Origin of the sequence: Archangium sp. (assembly GCF_036388035.1) — a bacterium.
Classification (GTDB): Bacteria; Myxococcota; Myxococcia; order Myxococcales; family Myxococcaceae; genus Archangium.
In genome coordinates this window covers 1-16,992 of record NZ_DASVSO010000743.1, presented here as the reverse complement: position 1 = coordinate 16,992, position 16,992 = coordinate 1, and the positions used below count along the sequence as shown (strand labels likewise).

Sequence of the window (16,992 nt, the reverse complement as noted above, 5' to 3'; positions counted from 1 at the left end):
CTTCACCACCAGCTTCATGTCTGGAGTGAGCCGGTAGACACCCTTGGAGCGCTGCACCAGTCCCGCCACCTTCATCCCGTCCAGCAGCGCGTCCGCCCCCAGCGTCACCACCAGCCGGCCCGGGCCTCCCTCCAGCGCGCGCAGCCGCAGGTCCCGCATGTCGATCTTCAGCAGTGTCTGCTCCGAGAGGTAGTCCACCTCGTCCGGGGCCTCGCCGAAGCGGTCCACCAGCTCGGAGCGCAGGTCCTGGACCTCGTCCGGATTGCTCGCCTGGCTGAAGCGCTTGTAGAAGACCAGTCGCTGGTGCACGTCCGAGACGTAGTCGTCCGGGATGAGCGCCGCCATCGGCAGGATGACCTCGGGCTCGATCTGCACCCGGGGCGGCTCGCCTCGCACCTCGGACACCGCCTCCTCCAGCAGCTGCGCGTACAGGTCGAAGCCAATCGCCGAGATGGAGCCCGACTGCTCGGAGCCCAGCAGGTTGCCCGCGCCACGAATCTCCAGGTCGTGGCTCGCGATGGAGAAGCCCGCGCCCAGCTCGGTGAAGCGTTGCAGCACCTCCAGGCGTCGCTGCGCGTCCTTGGTGACGGTGCGCCGTGCCGGTACCAGCAGGTACGCGTACGCGCGCTCCTTCGCGCGGCCCACGCGGCCTCGGAGCTGGTAGAGCTGCGCCAGACCGAACGTGTCCGCCCGGTTGACGATCATCGTGTTGGCGCTCGAGATGTCGATGCCGCTCTCGATGATGCTGGTGCACAGCAGCACCTGGTGCTTCTTCTCGGTGAAGTCCAGCATCGCCTTCTCGAGCTGGCCCTCGCCCATCTGCCCGTGCGCCACGCCCACCGAGATGTGGGGCACGAGCTTCTTGAGCAGCTCCTCCATCGAGGGGAGGGACTCCACCCGGTTGTGCACGAAGAAGACCTGACCGCCGCGGGCGATCTCTCGCTCGATGGCGTCCTTGATGGTCTGCTCGTCGAACTTCAGCACGAAGGTGCGGATGGCGCGCCGGTCCTGCGGCGGCGTGGCGATGATGCTCATCTCGCGCACGCCCGACATGGCCATGTGCAGCGTGCGGGGAATGGGCGTCGCCGACAGCGTGAGCACGTCCACCAGCGCGCGCAGCCGCTTGATCTGCTCCTTGTGCTTCACCCCGAAGCGCTGCTCCTCGTCCACCACGAGCAGCCCCAGGTCCTTGAAGGACACGTCCCCGGCCAGCAGCTTGTGCGTGCCGATGAGGATGTCGACCTTGCCCTCCTTGGCGCGCTTGAGGATTTCGCGCACCTCCTGCGGCTTCTTCATGCCGGAGATGACTTCCACCGCGACGGGGTAGTCCTTGAAGCGCTTCTTGAAGGATAGGTAGTGCTGCTGCGCCAGCACCGTGGTGGGCACCAGCACCGCCACCTGCTTGCGATCCAACGTGGCCTTGAAGGCGGCGCGCATCGCCACCTCCGTCTTGCCGTAGCCCACGTCGCCGCAGACGAGCCGGTCCATCGGCTCGGACTTCTGCATGTCGTTGAGCACGTCCTCGATGGCCTTGGCCTGGTCCGGCGTCTCCTCGAACTCGAAGTCCGCCTCGAACTGGGCGTAGTACCGGTCCGGTGGGCTGAAGGCGTGGCCCGGGTGCGCCCGGCGGGCCGCCGCGATGTTGAGGAGCTCGGCCGCCATCTTGAGCAGCTGCTCCTTGACCCGCTTCTTCGTCTTCTCCCAGGACGTGGTCCCCAGCTTGTCCAGCACCACCTTGGTGGGGTCGCCACCGGTGAACTTCTGGATGAGCCGCATGCGGCTCACCGGGAGGTAGATCTTGTCCTTGCCCAGGTACTCGAGGACGAGGAAGTCCCCGGGCACGCCATTCACCTGCATCTTCGTCAGGCCCGCGTAGCGGCCGATGCCGAAGTCGGTGTGGACGATGAGGTCGCCTTCCTTGAGGTCCTTGAAGCCCGAGGCGAAGGCATCCAGGCGCTTCGAGCGCCGCACGCGGCGGCGGGCCCGGGCGCCAAAAATCTCCTCGTCGGAGAGCACGGCGATGCCACCGGCGCCGTCCACGAAGCCGTGGCTCACCTCGCCCGTGAAGAGGTGGGCGTAGACGGAGGGCTCGTAGAGCTTGGACGCATCCTCGAGCGCCTCGGTGTGGACGCGCACCATCACGTTGCGGTCCAGCAGCAGGCGCTTGAGGCGATCCGCCTGGCTCAAGGTGCCGCAGGCCACGGCGCAGGCGACGCGCGAGTCGCGCCAGCGCTGGAGGCGCTCGACGAGCGGGGTGAGCGCGCCCTCCTCACCGTGGTGGGCGACGATGGCCTGGCGCACGTCCTCGGTGGTGGCGAAGGAGAAGAGCACCGGCGGCAGCTCGCTCTGGGTGAGCGACAGGCCCCCGCCCTCCATCACGCGGAAGGCCGTGAGCTTCTGGTTGACCTCTTCGTGGGTGAGGAAGTGCTCCCGGGGCGGGCAGGTGAGGTCCTGCCGCTCGTCGGCGGCGTGGGCCGAGCGCTCCACCTCCGTCCACAGCTCCTCGGCGATGCGCTCGAGGCCCAGGGGGTCGTCCAGGTAGAAGAGCGGCTCCTTGTGCCACAGGGTCAGGTAGTCGAAGAGGGTGCCCAGGCCTCCCTCGAAGAAGCCGGGCAGCAGCCCCTCCAGGCCGAAGCCGGGCAGGCCCTCGCGGATGGCGTCGAGCTGCTCGCGCAGCTTCGTGGTGGGCAGGTTGATGCGGTCGGCGACGGCGCGGGCCGCGGACTCGGCGCGCGAGCGCGTCAGCTCGGAGAAGATGACCTCGCGCGCGGGCAGGAGGATGATCTCCTTGAGCGAGTCCACGGTGCGCTGCGACTCTGGATCGAAGACGCGGATGGACTCGATGGTGTCGCCGAAGAACTCGATGCGGACGGGCTTGTCGTAGAGCGGGCTGAAGACGTCGATGAGGCCGCCGCGCACGGAGAAGGTGCCCAGATCCTCGACGAGCGGGCTGCTCTGGTAGCCCATGTTGGCGAGCTTGCGGGCGAGCGCGTCCCGGTCGAAGTCCTGGCCCACGCCGACGCGCTCGGACAGCTCGCCCATCACCCGCGGGGGCAGCACCTTGCGGAAGAGGCCGCGCATCGACAGCACGAGCGCGGGGAAGCGGGTGCCCTGGCGCAGGTGGAAGAGGGCGCCGAGCCGGTCCGCGATGACGTCCGCGTCCGGGGAGAGCTCGTCGTAGGGGAGCACCTCGTCGGCCGGCAGGCGGAGGACGTGGGGCTCGCGCGCGCTCCCCCGGCCGCCGAGGAAGAAGGCGAGGTCATTCGCGAGCGCATCCGCGGCCTCTTCATCCGGGGCGATGCAGACGAGGGGAGCCTGGAGGGTGCGCGCGAGTCGGGCGAGCGCATGCCCGCGAGCGGCTCCCTGGAGCCCCTGCGTGCGGACACGCTGTCCGGGGCGGAGCAGCTCCACCACGCGGGCGAAGGGGTCCCCTGCCACCGGAGGCGCGCGAAGTGCCTCTACATCGAGCTTCTGCTTGAAAGGAGTTTCCATCCGTGAGGGCGCCTCATGAGGGCCCTCCCGGTAATTAGGAGCCGGACTGGTGTGGGTCAACGGAAGAGCGAGGGGCCGGGGAGGCGACAGTTACCCAGCACCCAGGGCCCACAATCGCCTACTCACCCCATCGTCCGGACTTCCTCATCGTCGTCATCCTCGTCGTCATCCCCCCCGGTGTCGCCCCCGTCCTTTCCGTCACCGCGGGTGAGGGCGGAGTCGGTGGTGTGCCGGGCCTGGGCCATGGCCTGGGTCCTCGGGCCGGGCGAGTCCAGGAGCCCGGCGAGGACGACGAGGGAGAAGAGGGCGGTGGCGAGGGTGCGCATGGGGGAGCCTCCAGTCGAGTCCTCGGACGGGGCAGGGGGGCGGGATATTCACGCCCCTCCCGGTGGGGGGCTCAGCCCTTCTTGAGGGTGCGGATGTAGGCGACGAGCGAGTCGAGCTGCTCGGGGGTGAGCTTGTCCTTGAAGGCCTTCATCTTCTTGTTGCGGGGCGAGCCCTCGGCGATGGACTCGCGGATGTCCGCGTCGCTCTGGGCCGTCTGCCAGGCCGCCTGGGACATATCGACGATGGCCTCCTTCTTCCCCATGGGCGTCTGGGCGCGGCCATCCGTGCCATGACAGGACTTGCACTTGGCCGTCCACAGCTCGACGACGTCATCGGCGGCGTGGGCGGCGGTGGCCAGCGAGAGGGAGAGCAGCAGGGCGTACCGGGTCTTCATGATGGGAGGTCTCCAGGCGGGAGGTGGCTCGGGGATGGAGCGCAGTGTCGACCGACAGGGGCGGTGGTGACTAGGGGGGACTCCTCAAGGCGCGGCGGGCGGCCAGAACTCTACTGCGCGTCCGGGTGGCACGAGCCACAGCTGCTCGAGGAAGCGCACCGCGCCCCTGTCCGCCGGGTGGTGCTTCACCGTCGCGGCCTGCGCGCCGAGCAATACACCGAAGGCCACGAGCCCGGCCACGAGCGGAGCCGGGGCCGGCCAGCGGGACCCGCTCGCCGCGAGCCGCACGAAGACCCACCCGGCCAGTCCGAGCAGCGCCAGGAGCAGCAGCACCCCGGCCACCGGATTGCCGAGCCCCATGAACTGCGGGAGGTTCGGCGGCAGGTAGCCGTCCTTCAGCAGGGGCACCGCCAGCCCGAGGACCGCGTTGGACACGTCATCGGGGATGTAATTGACGAAGGTGGCCACGCCGGTGAACGCGATGGACGCGGCGCACAGGGCCGCGGCCGGGCCCAGGAGTGCCGGGCGGCCCGAGCCCCGCAGCCACTCCAGCAACAGGCCCGCGGGCAGCAGCAGGAAGGGCACCAGCCCCGTCAGGTGACGCGGGCCCGTCGTCCAGCCCCACGAGTCATACGAGAAGGACGAGGTGAAGTACGTGTACCCGGCGAGCAGCGCCACCACGAGCCACAGGTGGGCCCGCATCTCCCCGCGGCCGCGCGCCTCGCGCCGCAGCACCCCCAGGCCGGGCAGCGCGAGCAGCAGGAAGGGCGACAGGGTGAACAGCCCCCGCAGCGGCGAGAAGAAGGACAGGGCGAAGGCGCGCGGATCCGGATAGCGGATGCCCAGGAAGCCGCCCAGGTGCCACGGCTGGTAGGCCGCGTCGTTGAGGTACTTGTACCCGCTCTCCAGCGGGTGCCCGAAGGCCGCCTGGTGGTAGAGCATCAGCCCCACCACGAAGGGCAGCGCTCCCAGCAGGGCCAGCCCGGCCCCTCGCCCCAGGCGCACCCACCGCGCGCGCGGCGGCTCCTCGCGCCCCAGCACGGTCAGCACCGCGTACAGCACCAGCCCCAGCACGCCGAGCGCGCCGGTGTACTCGGCGGCCACCGTGGCGCCCGCGCACGCGCCCGCCACGAGGTAGCCCCGCTCCCGCCACTCGCCGCGCGCCAGCCGCCACAGCGCGTAGAAGCCGCCGAAGAGCAGCACCGCCGTCGTCTGGTGGCTCATGAAGAGCAGCGAGTAGCTGAACGCCAGCGAGCCCAGCCCGTACGTCACCGTCACCGCGTCCGCCACCTCCGGCGACAGGTACGCCCGCAGGAAGCGGCGCACGAGTCCCAGCATGAAGAGCGTGGGCAGCACCGTGAGGAGCAGCCGGCTGAAGAAGACGAGCGGCACCTCGGGCACGGCGTAGAGGAAGCCCCCGCCCCACCAGCGCAGCACCGCGTACACCGGCACCGCGGCGAAGGACAGCAGGGGGGCCTTGGACGGGTAGTACTTCCCGTCCTTCACCGACAGGTCCCCCACGTAGCCGAAGTCCTGGAGCGCCCGGTTGATGTCGAGCGTCCCGTACTCCACCAGCGCGCGCGTCTGCCACAGCCGGCACAGCTCATTGGGCGAGCGCAGGCCGGGGTGGTAGGGGAACAGCAGCACGTACAGCGCCACGAGCACCGCGTACACCGCGCGCGGGGCACGGGGCTCGGGCAGCGCACTCACAGCGCGTCGCTGCCGCGTTCCCCCGTGCGGATGCGCACGGCCTCGTCCACCGGCAGGACGAAAATCTTCCCGTCGCCAATCTTCCCCTCGGTGCCGGAGCGGGCCGCGCGCACGATGGCGTCCACCACCCGCGCCACCAGGTCGTCGTCCACCACCACCTCCACCTTCACCTTGGGGAGGAAGTCCACGACGTACTCGGCGCCCTTGTAGAGCTCCGTGTGGCCCTTCTGCCGGCCGAACCCCTTCACCTCCACCGCCGTGAGGCCGTGCACGCCCACCTCGTGGAGGGCATCCTTCACGTCATCCAGCTTGAACGGCTTGATGATGGCTTCGATCTTCTTCATCCGGCACCTCAGGTGGCGCGTGCCACCGCGAAGAGGCTCATTCCCACGGGCAGCTTCACATGACTCTCGGCCCGGGCCAGCAGCGGGGCGAGCCGGTCATACACCTTGAGCTGGAGCTTGGGCACCGAGCGGCGGCGCATCACCCGGCTGTTCATGAACCAGCCCGGAATGCCCACCAGGTTCATCCACTCGAGCCGCTCCAGCTCGAAGCCGTTCTGCCCCAGCACCTCGCGCAGGGCGGACGGCGTGTAGCGCCGGTAGTGCCCCACCGCCTCGTCGATGGAGCCGAAGAGCTGCGGCAGCGCCGGCACCAGCACCAGCACCCGGCCGCCCGGGTGGAGGATCTGCCGGAAGCGGCGCACCGCCGAGGCATCGTCCGGGATGTGCTCCAGCACGTTGGACAGGACGATGGTGTCCAGCCGCTCGGCCTTGAGCGCCTCCCAGTCCGCCAGCGCCACGTCCGACAGGTACGGCCGCACGTGCGGCTTGCCCCGGAACTTGTTCTTCAGCCGGTCCACGTAGAAGCGGTCCACCTCGAGCGCGATGAGCAACTCCAGCCCCGGCTCGAGCTTCTGCGTGATGGTGCCGATGCCCGCGCCGATCTCCAGCACGCGCCGGCCCAGGTGCTCGCGGAAGCGCTGCCCCAGCCACGCGTTGTAGTTGTTGGCGCCGTCCATGCGCTCCAGCGTGGTGTAGCCCTCGTGCTGGTTGTCCGCGTCGTTCTGGACGGTGGCGTAGCGCACCAGCGTGCGCAACCGCGCGAGCTGCGAGCCCAGCGGCCGGTGCGGTTTGGCCTCCAGCACCAGCGGCACCTCCGCCAGCCGGAAGAGCTGCGCCGCCAGCTTCACGACGATCTCCGCGTCCACCGCGTCGTCGTCGCTGGTGAGCGCCACCGACTTGAGGGCCTCGGTGCGGAAGGCCCGCTGGCCGCACAGCGGATCCGTCAGGGCCACATCGGTGACGAAGCGGGTGACCTGGCCCAGGGCGCGATCCGCCAGCAACTCCGTCTCCAGCCCCACCATCCGCCGATTGCCGAACACCGCATCCGCCGTGTCCTCGTGGATGGGGCGGCAGAGCGCCTCGCAGGACTCCAGGGAGTAGGCCGAGTCCGCGTCCTGGAGGACGGTGATGTCGCCCGTGACCCGACCGAGCGCCGCCCGGATGGCCGCTCCCTTACCCGGCAGCCCCTGGAGCACCTGGATGTTCGGCGCGGAAGGGACCTCGATCGGCCCCTCGCCCGCGAGAATCACCTGCGCTCCCCGAGAGGCGAGCGTGTGGGCGAAGCGCGAGGCCACGGGGGCGGAGGCCGGGATGAAGGGAATGATGAACGAGGCAGACGGGTTCACGGCGCCGTGACTACCACACCCCTGACACGGGTGCTCGCGCGCGTGTACGGGGCGCGCGCCCGGAGGGCATCCGGGCGAGTCCGTGAAGATTGACCCCCTGGGTGTGCCGGGGCACTCTGACCCCTTGGCCGCGCCTCGGTTGGCCAGAGCCCTGGCAGGAGAGCGACTTGGAAGAGACCCCGAACGAGGCCCTCGAGGCCCCCGAGCCCTCGCTGGACGTGATGCAGTACGTCCGCGCGCTCTGGCGGCGCAAGTGGCTCATCCTCGCCGTGATGGCCGTGGTGCTGCTCGCGGGCACGTTCCACACCCTGCGCCAGCCGAAGATCTACACGGCGAGCACCTCCCTCATCATCGACGTCGCCGCGCCTCGCGTCCTGGACGCCGACGTCAAGGAGGTGATGGGCGACGAGCGGGGCAACTACTGGGCGAACAAGGAGTACTACACCACCCAGAGCGAGGTGATTACCTCGCGCTCGGTGGCCTCGCGGGTGGTGGACCGGTTGGGCCTGGGCAATGACCCGGCCTTCCTCGGGGTGGAGGGCATCCAGGACCCGGAGGCGCGCAAGAAGGCCATGGCCTCCGTCGACGCGGTGTCGCTGGTGCGCTCGCGCATCGCCGTCATTCCCTCGTCCAACTCGCGCGTGCTGCGCATCGCCGTGGAGGACATGGACCCCAAGCGCGCGGCGCTGCTGGCCAACGAGGTGGCCGAGGCCTACATCGCGGAGAACCTCGCCCTTCGCCTGAAGACGACCGAGGGCGCCAGCGCCTGGCTCGAGGAGCGCCTGAGCGAGCTGGGCACGCGCGCCAGCAGCAGCGAGCTGGACCTCTACAAGTTCAAGCGCGGCGCGGACATGCTCTCCATCAGCGTCGAGGGCAAGGGCGGGGCGCCGCAGCAGCAGAGCACGGCGAAGCAGGCCTACGACCGCTACATGGCCGAGCTCATCGACGTGCGCACGAGGATGGCCGCCCTCCAGGCCCGCGTGGACTCCATGCGCCAGCTGCGCACGAGCGCCAGCGCCGACGCGGAGCACTGGGCCGAGGGTCTCACGGAGGCGGGCACGGGCCCCCTGCGCGAGCTGCGCAACCAGGTGCTGGCGCAGCGCACCGCCTGCGTGGAGCTGTCCGGGCGCTACCTGGCCGAGCACCCCAAGATGCAGGAGTGCCAGCAGAAGCTGGTCGTGGTGCAGCAGGAGCTGCGGCACAGCCTGGACAACCTCGTGCGCGGCGCGGAGACGGACCTGGCCGCGGCCCAGGCCAACGAGCGCAACCTCCTGGCGCTGGTGAGCAAGGCCAAGACCGAGGCCTTCCAGGTGACGGAGAAGGAGATCGCCTACGAGAAGCTCCAGCGCGAGGCGCAGAACGACCAGCGCCTGTACGAGATGGTCCTCAAGCGCTTCAAGGACTTGGAGCTGTCGGGCCTGCTGCGCACCAGCAACGTGCGCGTGCTGGACGCGGCCATCCCCAACCCGGTGCCGGTGCGGCCCAACACCCGGAGCGCGCTGCTGCTCTTCTTGATGCTGGGGGTGATGGGCGGCGTGGCGCTGGTGCTGGCGCTGGAATTCCTCGACGCGAGCGTGGTCAGCCGCGCGGACGTGGAGGAGCGGCTGGGGCTGCCCTTCATCGGGGCCATGCCGCCCCTGCGCTCCGAGGTGGACGGGGGCTCGGCGGACCTCTTCATCCAACGCCACCCGCGCTCCCCCGCGGCCGAGATGTGCCGGGCCATCCGCACCAACCTCCTCTTCATGTCGCCGGACAAGCCCTTCCGCACGGTGGTGGTCAGCTCGGCGGGGTCCGCCGAGGGCAAGTCCACCGCCGTCATCAACCTGGGCATGGTGATGGCGCAGACGGGTACCCGGGTGCTGCTGATGGACACGGACATGCGCCTGCCTCGCCTGCACCGGGCCTTCGGCGTGCCCGACGACGTGGGTGTCAGCTCGCTGGTGGTGGGCGAGGGCTCGCTGGAGCGTGCCATCAAGTCCACGGACGTGCCCAACCTCTTCGTGCTGCCCTGCGGGCCGCTGCCCCCCAACCCGGCCGAGCTGCTCCACACGCGCGCCTTCGCGGAGCTGCTGGTGAAGCTCAAGGAGCGCTACGACTGCATCCTCCTGGACAGCCCGCCCCTGGGGCCCGTCTCGGACGCGCTCGTCCTCGCCAAGCAGGCGGACGGCATCCTGCTGGTGCTCAAGGCCGGGGGGACGCACCGCGAGCAGGCCAAGCGCGCCATCCGCTCGCTGCGGGACGTGAAGGCCCGCATCATCGGCGCCCTGCTCAACCACATGGACGTGAAGGGCGGCGGCAGGTACGGCTCCGACTACAACGTCTACAACGACTACCGCGCCTACGGCGGCGAGCGCGGCGAGCGCGACGAGCGCGACGAGCGGCGCACCGCCTCCTGAGACGGGCTCCGGACATGAAGGTCCTCCAACTCGGCAAGTACTACGCCCCCTACCGGGGCGGCATGGAGACGCACCTCTCGGGCTTGTGCGCGGAGCTCCAGGGGCGCGTGGAGCTGGAGGTCCTCGTCTCCCACACCGCCCCGCGCACCGTGCGCGAGGTGGTGCACGGGGTGCCCGTCACCCGCTGCGCCGAGCTGGTGAAGGTGGCCTCCACCTCGCTCAACCCCACGCTGCCGCTGGAGCTGTCCCGGCGCCGGTATGACCTGCTGCACATGCACTTCCCGCACCCCATGGCGGTGATGGGGTACCTGGGCAGTGTGCGGCCGAGACGGCACGGGCTCGTCATCACGTACCACAGCGATGTGGTTCGTCAGAAGCAGCTGCTCAAGCTGTACGAGCCCTTCATGCAGCGGGTGTTGGAGCGCGCGGACGCCATCCTGGTGGGCTCGCCCAACTACGTGGAGACGTCCGAGGCGCTGCGTGCGCACCGGGCGCGGTGTCACGTGGTGCCCTTCGGCATCGACGTGGCGCGCTTCCAGCGCACGCCCGAGCGAGAGGCGGCGGCCGCGGCCCTGCGGGCCCGGTACGGTGGGGCCCCGCTGCTGATGGGCGTGGGGCGGCTCGTCTATTACAAGGGCTTCGACCACGCCATCCGCGCGCTGCGCCAGGTGGAGGGCGCGCACCTGCTGCTGGTGGGCGAGGGGCCGCTGCGCGCGGAGCTGGAGGCGCTGGCCCGGGAGTGTGGCGTGGCCGCTCGCGTCCACTTCCTCGGGCACCTGGGGGACGAGGCGCTCACCACGCTCTACTACGCGTGCGACGCCTACGTGCTGTCCTCCGTCACCCGCGCCGAGGCCTTCGCGCTGGTGCAGCTCGAGGCCCTGGCGTGTGAGCTGCCCGTCATCAACACCGCCCTGGACTCGGGGGTGCCCTTCGTCAGCCGCCACGAGGAGAGCGGCCTCACCGTGCCGCCAGGGGACGAGGCGGCGCTGGCCTCGGCCATGCGGCGGATGCTGGCCCACCCGGAGCAGCGCCGGGCCTGGGGCGCGGCGGGCCGCGCGCGCGTGCTGGCCGAGTTCACCCAGTCGCGCATGGGCGAGCGCGTGCTCGACGTGTACCGCGACGTCCTGGCGGCGAGGCAGGCGCGGGGATGATCGGATTCGGGCTCACGCTCATCGCCCTCCTCGGGACATTCGTGGCCACGCGGCGCGGCACGGGCCACGGCCTGGGCGTGCTGATGCTGTTCGGCTACTTCTACGGCATCCTCCGGGCCCGCTACCTGGATGGCTTCTCCCACTTCATCTTCGATGGCGCGGTGGTGGGCCTCTACCTGGCCTTCTTCACCCGACGGAAGAGGGCGGCGCGGGTCGGCCGGGACGGCGTGGCGCTGCGGCTGTGGGTGAAGGTGCTGATGCTCTGGCCCCTCTTCACCCTGGTGCTGTCGCCGTTCCTCGACTCGCAGCACTTCTTCATTCAAATCGTCGGCCTGCGGGTGGCCATCCTCCTGCTGCCGTTCATCACCATCGGCGCGAGCCTGGACGAGAAGGAGCTGGACACCTTCGGGACGTGGGTGCTGTGGCTCAACGCGGTGGCGTTCGTCTTCGCGCTGGCGGAGCTGCGCCTGGGCGTGGAGCCCTTCTTCCCGCGCAACGCCTCCTCGCAGATCATCTACAACTCCACGGACGTGGGCGAGGAAAGGCTCCCGCGCATCCCGTCCATCTTCAACAGCGCGCATGCCTACGCGGGCACCATGCTGATGTCGCTGCCGATGCTGGTGCGCCGGTGGATCCGCGTCCCCAAGGACCGCCTGCTCACCACCGCGATGTTGGTGGCCAGCGTGTTGGGCATCTTCATCTCCGCGGCGCGCAGCCCCGTGGCGCAGCTCGCGCTCACCATCCTCCTCCTGCTGGTGGTCTCCCGCTTCTCGATGAAGATGCTGGCGTCGGTGTTGGGGCTGGGGCTCGTCGTGGGGCTCGTCGTGATGACCAACGAGCGCTTCCAGCGCTTCCTCACGCTCCAGGACACCAGCTACGTGTCGGACCGGATGGTCGCGAGCGTGAACGAGAGCCTGACGAACGTCCTCCTCAACTACCCGATGGGCAGTGGGCTGGGCAGCGCCGCGGGGACGAGCATCCCCTTCTTCCTGATGGACCTGGCCCGGCCACAGATTGGCCTGGAGAATGAGTTCGGCCGCATCGCCCTGGAGCAGGGACTCCCCGGGCTGATGCTGTGGCTGTGCTTCCTGGGCTGGCTCGCCACCCGGTTGCCGCCGCGCCGCCGCGGGGCTCCCGTGGTGGCGGATCGCATGATGTGGGTGTCCATGCTGGTGATGTGGATGACGGCCTTCCTGGGCACGGGGACGCTCTCCTCCATTCCCGGCTCCGCCCTGTTGCTGCTGTGGATGGGCGCGGTGGTGGGGATGCGGCGGCCCGCTCCCGCGAAGGCGCCCGTGCCCGCCACGCCCCCGAGGGTAGGGCCGCTGGAGGTGGTGCGGCCGTGAGGATCGCCCTGGTGGTGCACGAGTACAACCGGGGTTTCGGCCATAGCCGCTACGTGGTGGAGCTGGCCGAGCGCTTCCGGGCCCGGCACGAGGTGCATGTCTTCGCCCACCGCTTCGACTCGCGAGGCGCCGAGGGCATCACCTTCCACCGGGTGCCCGCGGTGCGCGCCACCGCGCTCACCACCGTGCTGTCCTTCTATGCCTCGGCCAGCCTCCAGCTCGGACGGGGCGGGGGCTTCGACATCGTCCACGCGCAGGGGCTGGCCACCACGGGCGCCAACGTCATCACCGCCCACATCTGCAACCGCTCCTGGTTCCGTGCCCAGCGTGCGCTCGGCCACGACTACACCGCGCGCCAGCGGCTCTTCGAGCGCGTGGTGGTGCCGTTGGAGGAGCGCCTCTATCGGACGTCCGGCGGGGCCACCGTCATCGCCATCTCCCACCGGCTGGAGGAGGAGCTGCGCGAGCTGTACGGACGCACGGGGCCCACCCGGGTCATCCACCATGGCGTGGACGTGGAGCGCTTCTCCCCGGCCCTGCGCGGTGACACCCGGCGCGAAGTGCGCGCGGCGCTCGGCGTGGGGCTGGAGGAGCGGACCGCCCTCTACGTGGGAGACCTGCGCAAGGGCGCGGCCGTGACGCTGGAGGCGCTGGCCCGGGTGCCGGGGCTCACCCTGGACCTCGTCACCCGGGGGGACACCGGCCCCACGCGCGCGCGGGCGGAGCGGTTGGGGCTCGGCGCCCGCGTGCGCTTCCATCCGCCCACCGACGCCATCGAGCGCTTCTACGCCGCGGCCGATCTCTTCGTCTGCCCCACGCCCTATGACGCCTTCGGCATGGTCGTCACCGAGGCCATGGCCGCCGGGCTGCCCGTCATCGTCTCGCGCGCCGCCGGGGCCTCGGAGCTCATCACCCACCGCGAGGACGGGCTGCTGCTGGACGAGGCGGGAGACGTGGAGGCGCTCGCGGCGGCGATGCGCGAGCTGGCCGGGGATGTGGCCTTCTCCGAGCGTCTGGGCCGGGCGGCCCGGGTCCGGGCGGAGCGGTGCACCTGGGACGAGGTGGCCCGCCAGACGCTCGAGGTCTATGCGCAGGTGCGGGAGCGTCGCGTATGAAGAAGCGGGTGGCCTTCGTGGTGAATGGCACGCCGGGGAGTGCCATGAGCACCCGCGCCGAGTCCTTCGCCCGGGAGTTGGAAAGCACGTTCGACTGCACGCTGCTGCACCGTGCGCCCCGGAAGGTGCGTGCCATCGCCGAGCTGACGGCGGCCCTGCGCTCGCTGCGGCCGGACGTGCTGTACGTGATGGACCTGGGGTACTCGGGGGTGGCCGCCGCGGCCCTGCACGCGCTCCGGGCGCGCTGCCCGCGCGTGGTGGACACCGGGGATGCCATCGCCGCCCTCGCACGCTCCGTGGGCGGACGGGGCCGGGTGGGGGAGCTGCTCACCGAGGGGCTCGAACAGTTTGGCCTGCGCACCGCGGATGCCGTGGTGGTGCGCGGCACCTTCCACCAGCGGCTGCTGGCGGAGCAGGGGCTGGAGAGCACCGTCATCCAGGATGGGGTGCACGTGGGGGCGTTCCTCGCGCGCCCCGCCACGGAGCTGCGCCGACGGCTGGGGCTGGAGGGCGTGCTGACCGTGGGCATCCTGGGCTCGACCATTTGGAGCGAGAAGCTCCAGGTGTGCGTGGGCTGGGAGCTGGTGGAGCTGATGCGGGTGATGAAGGGGCGGCCCGTGAGGGGCGTGCTCATCGGAGACGGCAGCGGTGTGCCCCACCTGCGCGAGTGGTGCCGGCGCTATGGCCTCGAAGGGCAGATGACCTTCATCGACCGCATCCCGTATGAGAGCGTGCCCGAGTACCTCGGGGTGATGGATGTCGTCCTGTCCACGCAGAGCAACGACGTGGTCGGCCGGGTGCGCACCACGGGGAAGCTGCCCCTGTACATGGCCAATGGGCGGTATGTGCTCGCCACCGACGTGGGGGAGGCCTCGCTCGTGCTGCCCGAGGAGATGCGCGTGCCGTACGAGGGCGTGGTGGATCGCGCCTACCCCGCCCGGCTCGCCGAGCGGGTGGAGGGGCTGCTGGCCCGGCCCGAGCGGCTCCGGGCCGGAGAGGCCCTGGTGGACGTGGCGCGTGAGCGGTTTGATTACGCGGTGCTCGGCGCCCGCGTCCGCGAGCTGCTGGAGCGGGTGACGACCCGGTAGCTCAGTGGGACATGGCCCGAGGCTGGCACTGGCGAGGGCTGAGTGCCTTTTCCGGTGTGGTGCCAGGGGCTCCTTGCATCAACCGAGGGGGGACCCGGCCCAGGGTGGACAGTGCGGAAATCCGCCTTCGGTGCAGCCCAGTTCTAGTCGACTAGAAGTGATGTGGGTTTATGTGCGATGGTTCTAGTCAACTAGAAGTGTGGACTGTTCCTGTCACAAAGCGCCTGTCCAGCGGTACGAGGCTGGCTGCCAGGCCGGGGCTGGCTGTCATTGACATGACGCTCGATGAGGCCACCAGCACGATGAATGTGTTGGTCCAGCAGGGCAGCACCGCCGCGCATCAGATCGGCACGCTCTACAACCACATCGTGAGCCGGAAGCTGGCGGAGCTGGCCGGGTACAAGACCTCCCGGGCGTACTTCAACAAGCATGTGAAGGGGCTCTCGCAGGCCACCCTGAGCGCGTACGGCACGGTGGCCCGCCAGTTCCCGGAGTCGGTGTGCACGCAGTACGGCATGTTCAACCTCCGTGCCCTCATCAGCTACGTGGAGGCGACGGGCGGCGCCATGGGGTCGGACCCGGGACTCCTGACCATCGACGTGCCGCAGGAGGACGGCAAGGTGGTGACGAAGCCCTTCAGCGACTGCAGCGTGGAGGAGGTGGAGCGGGCCACGCGGGCCAAGAAGGCTCCGCCCCCGGTGCGGGTGCCCGTGCCGGACCAGGCGCGGCTGCTGTTCTTCGAGGACAGCCTCTTCCGCAACTTCAACGGGGTGGCGCAGGTGCGCTTCTCCGCGCACAACGAGGATGGCAAGACGTTCCTCAACCTGCAGAACGTGCCCATGCAGGAGGTGACGCGGCTCATCCAGGCGCTCCAGGAGGGCCTGGAGGCCCAGCCCTCCCTGTTGGCGAAGTAGGGCCCCGCCTCCGCGTGAGGTGAGGTGACCGCGCGAGGAGGGACGCCGACCAGACATGGCGGGTGTTCCCTCCTCGCGTCTTTCCTGGCCCCCTCACGGCCAACGCTCGACGGCGCTCACGGGCAGTTGCCGGTTCATCACGGCGGCACCGGCCGCGGAGCCTTCGTGCATGGGCACTCGCCCTTCGTCCCAGTTACCCAGCACGATGCACACGGGGTACTTCCGCCCATCGGGCAGGATGGCCAGCGTGTAGCGGCCCATGACGGCCGGGCGCTCGTTCCAGTAGATGTCGGGGCCCGTCCAGAGGCGACCGTGTAGCAGCGTCCCCTCGAGCAGGTTGCCACTCCCCCTCGTGATGCGGCCGATGACGGGGCCATCCTGGTAGGCGCCCACATCGCTGAAATCGCCAGGCTGATTGATGTCTACGACGGCCTGTATGTTGTGACCCGTGTAAATCTTCAACTCCCCGAACATGGCCTCGGTCGCCTCCTTGGGGCAGTCCGCGGGCTCTGGAGGCCGCACCTGGGCCGCGGGGCAGCCAAGGCCAGCGACGGCGCACAGCCAGGCGGTGAGGAAACTCGAGGGAGTGGAGCGGGCGGGGGTGGACACGGGCGGGCTTCCTTTCTCGGAACGGCCAGACCCAGGCATTAGCGCCTCGGGTGGGGGCGCGAGTGTGGAGTGCGCCAGCCACAAGGCAAGGCCGAGCACCGTCAAGCTCACGAGCAGGACCCGGGGCCACCTCGCGCGGCGCTGGCGACCAGGGAGCTCCTGTTGTGCCTCTGCCTGGGCGTCGTCAGCGGGAGGCAGTGTCTCCTCCGGGGCCCCGCGCGCCGTTTCCAGCGACGGGGCTGGCGGTGCTGCTTCCTCCTGGGGCGGTGGCTCTGCCGGGCCGTCCTCGGCGGGAAAGAGCGGCACCTTCCAGGCAGGGGACTGTCTCTCGTTCTCGGCGGCCTTCTCCAGCGCCTGCCGCAGCGCCTCGGTGCTGGGGTAGCGCTCCTCGGGTTTCTTTTCCAGCAACTTCATGGCGATGTCGCTCAGGGATCGCGGCGCCAGGGGGTTGAGGAGATGGGGCGCCGTTGGGGGCACGGTGGCGATGGCGGCCAGCAACTCCTTGTCCGGCAACTCGGGGTCGAAAGGGTGGAGGTCGGTGAGGGACTGGTAGAGCAGCACGCCCAAGGCGTACAAGTCCGCGGGCACGCCTCCCTGGAAGGGCTCGTTCCGCTTCCAGGCCTCGCGGCGCGTGTAGGCCAGGAGCTCGGGCGGCACCAGGTGCAGCACGCCCTCGGGCAGGCCCATTGTTTTCGTGAGGGTGCCCGGCAGGCGCGCGGTGCCGAAGTCGATGAGGAAGGGCCTGCCGTCCTCGCGGCGG

At 70.2% G+C, this 16,992-nt stretch carries 13 protein-coding genes; 6 read left to right on the top strand and 7 right to left on the bottom strand.

Annotated features, from left to right (window positions below; all coding sequences use genetic code 11):
• From mfd to VF697_RS30490, 6 genes are all read right to left on the bottom strand, one after another.
• A partial coding sequence (gene mfd, locus VF697_RS30515) for a transcription-repair coupling factor (RefSeq protein WP_331100430.1) occupies nucleotides 1-3,492 on the bottom strand: 3,492 nt, incomplete at its 3' end.
• Nucleotides 3,493-3,614: 122 nt separating this feature from the next.
• Entirely contained in the window at nucleotides 3,615-3,818 is a 204-nt protein-coding gene (locus VF697_RS30510; protein ID WP_331100428.1) for a hypothetical protein, read from the bottom strand.
• A 71-nt stretch (nucleotides 3,819-3,889) separates the two neighbouring features.
• Nucleotides 3,890-4,213 carry a cytochrome c gene (locus VF697_RS30505; RefSeq protein WP_331100426.1) on the bottom strand — a complete coding sequence of 108 codons (324 nt, stop codon included), beginning with the start codon at nucleotides 4,211-4,213 and terminating at the stop codon, nucleotides 3,890-3,892.
• Nucleotides 4,214-4,297: 84 nt separating this feature from the next.
• Nucleotides 4,298-5,923, bottom strand: a complete 1,626-nt coding sequence (locus VF697_RS30500) for a hypothetical protein (RefSeq protein WP_331100424.1) — start codon at nucleotides 5,921-5,923, stop codon at nucleotides 4,298-4,300.
• Nucleotides 5,920-6,267: a P-II family nitrogen regulator gene (locus VF697_RS30495; RefSeq protein WP_331100422.1), complete on the bottom strand. Its 348-nt coding sequence runs from the start codon at nucleotides 6,265-6,267 to the stop codon at nucleotides 5,920-5,922. Before VF697_RS30495 ends, VF697_RS30500 begins: the two co-directional genes overlap by 4 nt.
• A gap of 8 nt (nucleotides 6,268-6,275) precedes the next feature.
• A complete protein-coding gene (locus tag VF697_RS30490) occupies nucleotides 6,276-7,613 on the bottom strand; it encodes a bifunctional glycosyltransferase/class I SAM-dependent methyltransferase (RefSeq protein ID WP_331100420.1) in 1,338 nt (445 codons plus the stop codon).
• A 167-nt stretch (nucleotides 7,614-7,780) separates the two neighbouring features.
• Here VF697_RS30490 and VF697_RS30485 point away from each other — a divergent pair, with 167 nt between their 5' ends.
• The 6 genes from VF697_RS30485 (at nucleotide 7,781) to VF697_RS30460 (ending at nucleotide 15,623) form a co-directional block, all read left to right on the top strand.
• On the top strand, nucleotides 7,781-10,009 hold the full coding sequence (locus VF697_RS30485) for a GumC family protein (protein WP_331100418.1): 2,229 nt from the start codon (nucleotides 7,781-7,783) through the stop codon (nucleotides 10,007-10,009).
• A gap of 14 nt (nucleotides 10,010-10,023) precedes the next feature.
• Complete coding sequence (locus VF697_RS30480; RefSeq protein ID WP_331100416.1) at nucleotides 10,024-11,160, top strand: glycosyltransferase; 1,137 nt, start codon at nucleotides 10,024-10,026, stop codon at nucleotides 11,158-11,160.
• Nucleotides 11,157-12,506: a hypothetical protein gene (locus VF697_RS30475; RefSeq protein ID WP_331100414.1), complete on the top strand. Its 1,350-nt coding sequence runs from the start codon at nucleotides 11,157-11,159 to the stop codon at nucleotides 12,504-12,506. The genes VF697_RS30480 and VF697_RS30475 overlap by 4 nt, the downstream gene beginning before the upstream one ends.
• Entirely contained in the window at nucleotides 12,503-13,621 is a 1,119-nt protein-coding gene (locus VF697_RS30470; RefSeq protein ID WP_331100413.1) for a glycosyltransferase family 4 protein, read from the top strand. Before VF697_RS30475 ends, VF697_RS30470 begins: the two co-directional genes overlap by 4 nt.
• Entirely contained in the window at nucleotides 13,618-14,709 is a 1,092-nt protein-coding gene (locus VF697_RS30465) for a glycosyltransferase (protein WP_331100412.1), read from the top strand. Before VF697_RS30470 ends, VF697_RS30465 begins: the two co-directional genes overlap by 4 nt.
• Before the next feature lie 275 nt (nucleotides 14,710-14,984).
• Nucleotides 14,985-15,623 carry a hypothetical protein gene (locus tag VF697_RS30460; RefSeq protein ID WP_331100411.1) on the top strand — a complete coding sequence of 213 codons (639 nt, stop codon included), beginning with the start codon at nucleotides 14,985-14,987 and terminating at the stop codon, nucleotides 15,621-15,623.
• A 93-nt stretch (nucleotides 15,624-15,716) separates the two neighbouring features.
• Here the strand turns inward: VF697_RS30460 and VF697_RS30455 are convergent.
• On the bottom strand, nucleotides 15,717-16,992 hold a 1,276-nt coding region (locus tag VF697_RS30455; protein ID WP_331100410.1), incomplete at its 5' end, for a serine/threonine protein kinase.